Origin of the sequence: Cryobacterium sp. RTC2.1 (assembly GCF_035018685.1) — a bacterium.
Lineage (GTDB): Bacteria > Actinomycetota > Actinomycetes > Actinomycetales > Microbacteriaceae > Cryobacterium > Cryobacterium glucosi.
In genome coordinates, this window is the sequence record NZ_JASJXJ010000022.1 from 22,331 (window position 1) to 31,934 (window position 9,604).

Annotated in this window: 8 protein-coding genes and 1 tRNA gene; 4 read left to right on the forward strand and 5 right to left on the reverse strand. The window is 67.8% G+C overall.

Annotation, left to right across the window (positions count from 1 at the left end):
- Positions 1-55: 55 nt before the first annotated feature.
- The 5 genes from QN357_RS04945 to QN357_RS04965 form a co-directional block, all read right to left on the reverse strand.
- The gene (locus tag QN357_RS04945) at positions 56-1,120 is read right to left on the reverse strand and encodes an LLM class flavin-dependent oxidoreductase (protein ID WP_322136052.1); all 1,065 of its coding nucleotides are present in this window, start codon (positions 1,118-1,120) and stop codon (positions 56-58) included.
- Between the two features lie 66 nt (positions 1,121-1,186).
- Positions 1,187-1,825: an FMN reductase gene (msuE, locus tag QN357_RS04950; RefSeq protein ID WP_322140756.1), complete on the reverse strand. Its 639-nt coding sequence runs from the start codon at positions 1,823-1,825 to the stop codon at positions 1,187-1,189.
- A gap of 9 nt (positions 1,826-1,834) precedes the next feature.
- Positions 1,835-3,292 carry an NtaA/DmoA family FMN-dependent monooxygenase gene (locus QN357_RS04955; protein ID WP_323504618.1) on the reverse strand — a complete coding sequence of 486 codons (1,458 nt, stop codon included), beginning with the start codon at positions 3,290-3,292 and terminating at the stop codon, positions 1,835-1,837.
- A gap of 133 nt (positions 3,293-3,425) precedes the next feature.
- A tRNA-Met gene (locus tag QN357_RS04960) sits at positions 3,426-3,499 on the reverse strand.
- Positions 3,500-3,646: 147 nt separating this feature from the next.
- Positions 3,647-5,782: an FAD/NAD(P)-binding protein gene (locus tag QN357_RS04965; protein WP_322136055.1), complete on the reverse strand. Its 2,136-nt coding sequence runs from the start codon at positions 5,780-5,782 to the stop codon at positions 3,647-3,649.
- Positions 5,783-5,971: 189 nt separating this feature from the next.
- Here QN357_RS04965 and QN357_RS04970 point away from each other — a divergent pair, with 189 nt between their 5' ends.
- From QN357_RS04970 to QN357_RS04985, 4 genes are all read left to right on the forward strand, one after another.
- Positions 5,972-6,586 (forward strand): GNAT family N-acetyltransferase, encoded by a 615-nt coding sequence (locus QN357_RS04970; RefSeq protein ID WP_322136056.1) that lies wholly within the window; start codon positions 5,972-5,974, stop codon positions 6,584-6,586.
- 4 nt (positions 6,587-6,590) lie between these two features.
- Positions 6,591-7,643, forward strand: coding sequence for an amino acid ABC transporter permease (locus QN357_RS04975; RefSeq protein WP_322136057.1), 1,053 nt, complete (start codon positions 6,591-6,593; stop codon positions 7,641-7,643).
- Entirely contained in the window at positions 7,640-8,449 is an 810-nt protein-coding gene (locus QN357_RS04980; protein ID WP_322136058.1) for an amino acid ABC transporter ATP-binding protein, read from the forward strand. Before QN357_RS04975 ends, QN357_RS04980 begins: the two co-directional genes overlap by 4 nt.
- Before the next feature lie 81 nt (positions 8,450-8,530).
- The gene (locus QN357_RS04985; RefSeq protein WP_134559974.1) at positions 8,531-9,538 is read left to right on the forward strand and encodes an ABC transporter substrate-binding protein; all 1,008 of its coding nucleotides are present in this window, start codon (positions 8,531-8,533) and stop codon (positions 9,536-9,538) included.
- Positions 9,539-9,604 lie beyond the last annotated feature (66 nt).

The following is a 9,604-nucleotide window of genomic DNA, read 5'->3' on the forward strand; positions in this document are numbered from 1 at the left end:
GGGTTGACAGTGCCACCCGGATCTGTATGGGCGGCCGGGTATTCGCGGATGGGGCCTAACGGCGCGGCGTCCAGCCGAGGGCGGGGGCGATGCGTTCGGCCACGGCCGTGAGAATGCGGTGCAACCCCGCCGGCGGATGGTCGAAGGGAAGGGCGATCACGAGCTCGTCGGAACCACGGAAGGCGACGTCGGCGAGGAGGGCCTCGATGATGTCGTCCGGATCGCCGGAAGGCACCTTGCCGAACTGGAACGGCAGGGCGGCTCCGGGAGTGCCGTGGGCGCGCTGCCGCTCCTCGTCGCGCTCGATCAGCCAGGCGAATTCGTCAGCGTCGTCCCTGCCGAGGATCGGCAGCACCTGACGTCCGACGAGTGCGTAGGACGGTCGCTCGGTGACAGCGGCATGGGCGGCACGGTACGCGGTGATCGACTCGAGCTGGGCTTCCTCGAAGGAAAGCTCGCTCGGTTCCGTGTTGAGGGTCGAGAGCTGCAGGCGGAGGCCCTGCTGGCCGGTGCGCACTGCGCTCGGGGTCGCGCCTGCGCCGTAATAGAGGCGGTCGGAGAGGGTCGGGCTCAGCGGCTGGGCAGTGAGTGGCGTGCCGGCAGGGAAGGCGGGAAAGCTCGCGTCGGCGATGGCGAGGGTGTCGCCGCGGAGTGCCGAACGGAAGGAGGCGAGCCGGGCATCCGCCTCTTCTCGGAGCGAGCCGGTGATGGCACCGTAGACGGGGCCGAAGATGCCTTCTGACTGGGCGTAGCCGGAGCTCAAGCCGACCTCGAGGCGTCCATCGGTGAGGAGGTCGGCGGTGGCCGCCTCCTCGGCGAGTCGCACCGGGTTCTCGAACCGCAACGGGGTCACGGAGGTGCCGAGCCTGATGCCCTCGGTGTGCTGGGCGACGACCGAGAGGAAGGTGAGCGGCGAGGAGAGGTACTTCTCGAGGTGCCGGTGTCGCACCCAGCCGGTGTCGAAACCGAGTTCGTCGGCGTGCCGAAACAGGTCGATTCCGTCCTGCAGGCCCTGCGACGTGGCGCCGGCGACACCGCCGTGTTCGACGAACGCGAGGAAGCCGAGACGGAACGGGGACGGCGTGGGCGCTGATGCTGGAACTGAGGCTGGGGAGGTCATGTCCGGCAATCTAGCGTCCGGCAACACGGTGAGGGAATCGGGCAGGTCATGAAAGGTAAAGCGGCGTCACAGAGCCGCTTCGAGGCTCTCCCGCCTGCTGCGAATCAAGGGCAGGGCGCGTGTGACCGCGAGATCGATGCGCTCCTGCAGGTCGAGGCTCGAGACCCGGTAGTTGGTGAAGTCGGAATCCTTCGCGTAGACGCCGATCGGGAGGGTGAGCGCCTGGAAGAATCCGAACAGCGGGCGGAGCTGGTGCTCGATGATCAGGGCGTGGCGGTCGCTCCCCCCGGTGGCCGCGAGCAGCACCGGCTTGTCGACGAGGGCGTACTGGTCGACGAAGTCGAAGAGGTGCTTGAACAGTCCGGTGAACGACGCCCGGTAGACCGGGCTCGCCACGATGAGCAGGTCGGCGCCCTCGATCCGGTCGAGTTCGGCCTCGATCGTTGCGGGCAGCTGGTCGCGTCGCAACGCGCCGGCGAACTGCTCGCCGATCTCGTGCACGCCGATGAGATGCGCGGCGATAGGGAGTTCCCGGCCGACGGAGGCGAGGATTTCCTTGAGGAGAACCGTCGTCTTCGAGGGCGCGTGCAGGCTGCCGGACACGGCGACGACGCGGAGGGGCCTGGCCGGCGTCTCGGTCGGCGTCTCGGTCGGCGTCTCGGTCGGCGTCTCGGTCGGCGTCTCGGTCACGTGTGATTCGGTCATGGTTGTCCTTCAGTCGGTGCGGGTGGTGGGGGCGGTCGCGGCGGCGAGCGCCGGCAATGGCGCGGTCGGCAGTGGAGAACCGAGGTGACCGCGGAGAGTGGTGGCCTCGTACTCGTCCCTGATGAGCCCGCGACTGCGGAGTTCGGGCACGACGAGACGGGCGAAGGTCTCGAACTGTTCGTGCAGGAAGGCGTTCAGTACGTTGAAGCCGTCGACCGCACTCGCCCGGAACCAGGTTTCGAGGTGGTCGGCGATATCGGCGGGCGACCCGACCACGATCGGGGACCTGATCAGGTGGGCGACGAGGAGGTGCCGATAGGTGACCGGCCGCTTGCCGCCGATCGTGCGACCGGAGCGGCGGGTGACCACGTCGACGAGACGGGCGCCCGCCGCGGTGAAACGGCTCGCGGTGCCGGGGGTGACGGCCTCGTCGAAGCGTCTCTCGACGAGCGGAAGCCCGATGACCTGGCGCAGGTGCCGGATGTTCCGGTTGGCGGGCAGGTCGAGGTCCGCCGCTTCCGGGGTGCCGTCGTCGACAGGGAACAGGTCCACGAGCCGGTCGTAGACGGCCCAGGCATCCGCTCGCGTCTCGCCGACGATCGGAAGGACGAGGGCGACGATGGTCAGGGCGGATGCCGCACGGCCGGCCGCCTCGACCCTGGCCTTGGTGTCGTGATAGAACTCGGCGGCGTCGCCCAGGCTCGTCGGTGCGACCACGTAGATGTCGGCTTGCTCGGCCGCGAACTGCTGGGCGCGACGCGAGGTGCCGGCGTGGACGAGCGGGACATGGCCTTGGACGGGTCGTTGCACATTGAGGGGACCGGCCACCGCGAAGGCCGGTCCGACGTGCTCAAGGGGCGTGACCCTGGACCGGTCGATGATGGCGGCGCTCGCGATGTTCCTGGTGAAGGCGTTCTCGCCCCAGGTGTCCCAGAGGCCGCGGAGCACGGTGACGTATTCGTCTGCGACGTCGAAGCGGTCGAGGTGGGTGCGGGCTCCGGGCGGCCCGAAATTCGCCTCGACCTTGGCATCGGATCCGACGGTGAGGTTCAGCCCGAAGCGCCCTCCGCTGAGCCGGTCGATCGACGCAGCGGCCCTGGCCGTCGCGTATGGCTCGGAGTGGGCGGTCTCCACTGTTCCGACCAGACCGATCCGTCGCGTGATCGCCGCGAGGTAAGCCGCTGTGCTCATCGAGTCGACGCGGGAGAGCAGGTGCGGGTCCGAGAACTCGAGCTCCGGATCCGTCGCGAGCCAGTCACCGAGGAACAGGTAGTCGAAGCCGGCCTTCTCCGCGGCGAGCGCGAGGCGCTTGAGCGCGCGGGGATCGGTCGAAGGGTCGTTGTGCGCACCGGGATACCTCCAACCGGACGGGAAGGACCCCAGGGTGCGCACCATCGCACCGAGCACGAGGTGGCCGTCGCGCTCCGACCAGTCGGCGTCGAACGCCGGGGAGGTGTGATTCGTCATGGGTCGACGCTAGGCCGGGTCGATTCGGGCCGGGGTCCTGGCCGACACATCCCGTCGCGGACGGAAACATGTCGTAAAGAATGCGTGATCGCTGGCATTATCGCGCGCCAGTGCCTAGCGTCGACGGGTCGTGACGCGACGGCAGGATTCGAACCTGCGATTACCGGAATATGAAACCGGTCCCTTCGTCCTCTCGGGCACGCCGCGGTGCAATTCAGGTGGTGAGCTCGTCCTTTCTGTCGAAGGGGGCGACGCCGTCATCAACGAGACGCAGGACATAGGGCGACGAGGTCGCAAGCAGAGTCTCATCGGCCGGCACCGGGCAACTCGCCAGGAACGCCCACAGCGCCCGGATCATCGGGTGCTCGCGGCCAGGTCGGCCGGCAGCCGAGTGCGCCCCGGGTCGCCCACGAGGCTGTCGAGGTGGACCAGGAGCGCCCTGGCGACCTTGTCGTTCTCGCGAAAGGAGATCGCATTCGTGCGCGGGCGGGAGAAGGCGCCGACGAACGGCGAGTTCGTGTACGGCCCGATGGCGAATCGTCGCGGGTGGTGGTCTCCGTCCGGCGTCAGGACCCGGGTGTCGGCCTGGCGCACCGCGAGACGTCCCGTGCTCCCGGTGAAGCCGGCATCCGTCGCCTGCTCCTCGACACCGGCGCCGGAGTCGAGGAGCGACCTGAGCAGCGGGTTGTCGCTCGCGGAGACCACGGTGTCGGGAAGTCGCGCGTCGACGAGTGCGGTCGCCGTGACGACCCGGTCGAGGTTCGCGCTTCCGGCCCGGAACAGGCCCGTCACCTCGTCGGTCTCGACCCAGAGGTCGCCACCGAGGAATTCGACGATGCCGGCTTCGGAGAGCGCGAGGAGTTCCTCGAGCCGGTGGCCAGGTGGACCGCTCGCGATGAAACTGAAGTAGCCGAGCCACCAGCCGTGGATGTCACGCACCCGTGACTGCGCGCTCCATTTCGGTGAATCGATGATGTCCGAAAGCGCGAAGAGGCTCCGGAGCAGGGCGATGAACAGGGCGAAGGTCGCGCTGTGCTCCGGCGTGGTGCGGAGGGTGAGATCGCGGCGGATATAGTCGCGCAGGGCATCCTGGAGCTCGGCGACCGACTCGAACCGAAGGCCGTCGAGGGGACGGTCGAAGTCGGGCAGGAACAGCCGGTCGATCGGGTCGGTGACGGTTGACTCGACGAGGGCGCGGAAGCGTGCCGCATCCTGCTCGATGAGGAACGTGTCGGCACCCCACTCGGTGAGCGGATGACTCGCCGCACGTTCCCCTGACCGTTCCGGCCGTGCGGCGGCGACCGGCAGCGCCCTCGGGTCGATCGCGTCGAAACGGTCGGAGAAGTCCGCCCAGGACGCGGACACCCGCTCGGGGTGTCCGGTGAAAAGCTCCCGGTAGTATCCCCAGACCATTTCCTGCGCTATCAGTGGCCAGACATCGCTCGTGAAGTCGAGGCTCGAGCTGTCCCTGTCGAGGGCCGCGGCAACGTCGGGCGTGAAGAACCGGGGAACCGGTGGCTCCCCGACGATGGTCGAGCTGATCTTGGAGTGGTACGGCACTCCCCTGCGCGACCCGATCAGTACCCGGGGTTCGAGCCCGGACGGCGCGTAGTGCAGCCGCCCATCGGGCAGCCGGGTGAAGCGGCCGCCCCTGCCCTCGGTCAGGAGCACGGTGAGGTCCACCGCGGCCAGGCCGAAGCCGCGCACGATGACCCGCTCGCCTGGCTCGAGCGCGCTCGTGTCGGCATCCGCCGTGAAGGCGGGCGGCAGGTAGTAGCGGTCATGACGGCGGGCGAATTCGGTGAGGGCCGCGTGCTCTGGGGACGGGTCGGCACCGTTGTGACCGAGGGAGTAGAGCACGAGATCGACGTTCAGGGTGACCCCGGTCGAGAGGACCACGATCTGGCCGGCGGCGTCGTCGATGTCGTCGACCCGGATGGCGGTGGCCCGGTGGGACTCGACGGTCACGTTCGGCCCCAGTGCGGCGGCGGCCTCCTCATGGAACCAGGCGAGATAGAGGCTCTGCAGGCGACGGGTCGGGAAGCTCGCCCCGGTGAGGCCGGCGATCTCGGCGGCGAGGACCGCATCGATCTCGCCGGCACCGTCCTTTCCGGCACCGTCCTTTCCGGCACCGTCGATCGCGGGGATCTCGATCGTTCCGGCCCTGACGCCGGCGGCCCACTCGATCAGGGATGGTCCGGGCAGAATCGGGCCCTCGATGACCGACGTCTCGTCGGTGAACATCGTGACGTCCTCGGCGAGGGAATTCAGTTTGAGCAGCGGGGATTGGTCGTGCCGCCAGATCCGGCCGGCTCCGGGTGGGAACGGGTCGATCACGTGCACGACCAGGGGCCGGTCCCTCCCCCACGTTTCGTCGAGGTTTGCCGCGAGGCGTTCGAGCACGCCGGATCCGCGGGGCCCGCCGCCGATGATCGCGATGGCCGGGGCGCGGTCGGGTCCCGTGGGGTCAGTGCCTCTGGAGTCGCTCATGACACAAGAGTCGTCTCGACGGCGACAAATCCCGCCCAATGTGTCGCGCCGTGACGAGGTGACGAATTGTGAAGCGGATGCGTTGGCGCCGCTTCGGAGACCCCCTTAGGTTTCAACTCCAGCGGGGTCGTCCCGCTTCCTGGCTCCCCATCGCTTCCCACCGCCACCCACGAGAAAGGAAGGCACCCCGTGAGCATCGAATTTGCCGGCACCACCACCACGCGAGACACCTTCGTCTACGTCGCCGCCGACGACCCGCTCGCCCAGCCGCTGCTGACGGACCTCGCCGCGGAGTACCACTCCCGGTACGGCTCATACTTCGGCGAGAGTGCTTCCACCGAGATCTCCCGGTACCCGGTCGACGCCTTCGCGGCGCCCGACGGAGCCTTCGTCGTGCTGGTGCGCGACGGCATCCCGATCGCCGGTGGCGCGTTCAAACGGTTCGACGAGCGCACCGCAGAGCTCAAGCGCATCTGGACCGCCGCGACCCATCGGCGTCAGGGCCTGGCCCGGCTCGTCGTCGCCGAACTCGAAGCCGAGTCCGCCAGGCGCGGCTACGACCGGGTGTTCCTGACGACAGGCCCCCGCCAGCCCGAAGCGAAGAACCTCTACCTCGTCACCGGCTACACGCCGCTCTTCGACACCGCGCTCACCCCCGATGAGGTGGTCATCCACGCCTTCGCGAAGAGCCTCGACGCCCAGGAACTCGACGTTGCCGGCATCACGGCGGCGCACCATGCAGCCATCCGGCGCGAACACGCTGACAACCCGCGCTTCGTCGCACTGATCCCCGAAAGCGACTGAGACCATGACGGACACCGTGAAGGAACACCGGTCGGCGGCGCCGACCGAGGACTCGTCCGCTTCTCGCCGAGACGTGAACCAGGTCGTGAACCGGAAGTCGCCCGATTTCGCCGCCCTCAAGGTCGTGCACACCCGCCACGTTGTGCGCTGGATCTTCGGCGCCCTCGTGCTCTTCGTCGTGCTGCAGTTCCTCTGGAGCCTCGCCACGAACGACAAATACGGCTGGCCGATCTTCGCGACCTACTTCTTCGCACCGGCGATTATCAAGGGCATCCAGCTGACACTCGCCCTCACGGTCGTCTCCGGGACGATCGGGTTCGTCCTCGGCACACTGCTCGCCCTCGCCCGGCTGTCGAAGTCGCCGATCCTGAACAGCGTGTCCTGGTCGTTCATCTGGTTCTTCCGCTCGGTTCCGCTGCTCGTCCAGTTGCTCGTCTGGTACAACCTCGGCTACCTGTACCCGCGCCTCGGGCTCGGCGTCCCGTTCACCGACAACTACTTCTGGAGCTTCGACACCGTGACCCTGGTCAGCCAGTTCGCTGCCGCGGTGCTCGGACTCTCGCTCAACCAGGCGGCGTACTCCGCCGAGATCATCCGCGGCGGCATCCTCTCGGTCGACCAGGGCCAGCTGGAAGCCGCTGCCGCCCTCGGACTCCCCCGGCACGTACGGGTGTTGCGGATCATCCTGCCGCAGGCCGCCCGGGCGATTCTCCCGAACGCCTTCAACGAGATCATCGGCCTGATCAAGGGCACCTCGATCGTGTCGGTCATCGCCCTCGGCGAACTCTTCTACGTAACCCAGGTGATCTACAACCGCAACCAGCAGGTGATCCCGCTGCTGCTGGTCTCGGTGGTCTGGTACATCATCTTCACCACCGTGCTGAGCGTCGCCCAGTTCTATGTGGAGCGCCACTTCGCCAGAGGTGCCCTCAGAGTGGTTCCGCCGACGCCCATCCAGGCGGCACGCGGCTGGGTGAAGACCCAATGGGCGCGGCACGACGAGAAACCCGAAACACCCGAAGCACCCACCACCCGGATCGGCGGAAACGGATCATGAGCATCGCAGTAACCCAGGCCTCCGGCACGCTGACCGCACCGGCGACCCGCGGCCTCGTCGAAATTCGCGGCGTCTCCAAGAGCTACGCCGGCCACGAAGTCCTGCACGACGTGAACCTGACCGTGCAGCCCGGGGAGGTCGTCGCGATCCTCGGGCCGTCGGGGTCCGGCAAGTCCACCCTGCTCCGCACAATCAACCACCTCGAGAGCGTCGACAGGGGCTGGGTCACCGTGGACGGCGAGCTCATCGGGTACGAGCAGCGCGGTGACCGGCTCTTCGAGCTGAAGGAACGCGAGATCCTGAAGCGGCGCACCAACGTTGGCGTCGTCTTCCAGAATTTCAACCTCTTCCCGCACCTCACGGCCGCAGAGAACATCGCCGTCGCTCCCGTCGCTCTCGGGCGCCTGGGCAAGTCGGATGCCCGCGAACTCGCCCTCGGACTCCTCGCGAAGGTGGGCCTCGCCGACAAGCCGGACGCCTATCCCCGCCAACTCTCCGGCGGCCAGCAGCAGCGCGTCGCGATAGCGCGGGCCCTGGCCCTGCAGCCCAAGGTGCTGCTCTTCGACGAACCGACATCGGCGCTCGATCCCGAGCTCGTCGGAGAGGTCCTGGACGTGATCCGAGACCTGGCCAAACTCGGCACGACGCTCATCATCGTGACCCACGAGATCGGATTCGCCCGCGAGGTCGCCGACCGGATCGTGTTCATCGACGCCGGGCACGTCCTCGAAGTCGGTCCCCCCGAGCAGGTCTTCGGTTCGCCGAAGCACCCGCGCACCAAAGAATTCCTGGGTCGCGTGCTCTAAACGCGTTCCGGGCCAATCAGCCACCACCCACCCTGCACAGCAGCATTCACAAACAGAACCCCACAGAAATAGAGGCACACAATGGCAATTAAGAAGAAAACCGCGGTCATCATCGGAGGCATCGCCGCCGTTGCTCTCGTCGCAGGCGGCATCACCGCGGCCGTCCTGGCCGGCACCGGCAACAGCTCGGCCCAGGCCGCAGGCGCGGCCTCTCCCTCGGCGTCCGCCGCACCTGTGACGTTCAACCTCGGCCCGAAGCAGGACCGGATCCGTCTCGACAAGGTGCCCGAGGCCATCGCGGCCATCAAGAAGAGCGGTTTCACCCCGATCGAGGCCGGCAAGCTCACGGTCGTCGTCAGCCCGTACGTCGCTCCCCTTGGCCTGTTCGCGACCGACGACACGACCCTGATCGGCAACGAAACCGACATCGCCCAGCTCATCGCCGATGGTCTCGGCCTCGAGCTCAACCTGCAGCCGGCAGCGTGGGCGGACTGGCCCCTCGGCATCCAGTCCGGCAAGTACGACCTGATCACGTCCAACGTCACGGTGACCGAGGCCCGCAAGGACCTCTACGACTTCGCGAGCTACCGCGAGGACCTCCTCGGCTTCTACGTGAAGAGCGACTCGAAGATCTCGTCCATCAAGGAAGCCAAGGACGTCGCCGGCCTCAAGGTCATCGTCGGCTCCGGGACCAACCAGGAGAAGATCCTCCAGGGCTGGGACAAGGAGAACATCGCCAAGGGCCTCGCCCCCGTCGAGTACCAGTACTTCGACGACACCGCAGCCGCGAACCTCGCCCTGCAGTCCGGGCGCGCCGATGCCAACTTCGGACCGAACGCGACCTCTGCCTACGCAGCAGCCCAGAACGGTGAGACCAGGCTCGTCGGCACCTTCAACGGCGGCTACCCGGCGCACGCCAACATCGCTGCGGGCACCAAGAAGGGCAACGGCCTCATCGAGGGCGTCAGCATCGTGCTCAACAAGGCGATCACGGGCGGTCAATACGGCGACGTTCTCGCCCGCTGGGGCCTCACGTCCGAGGGCGTCACCGAGTCCCTCGTGAACCCGGCAGGACTTCCGCGCGAGTAGCGCGAGTAGCCACCACTCAGTGACCGGAAGAGCCGGGTCGGGAGAGACACTTCTCCCGGCCCGGCT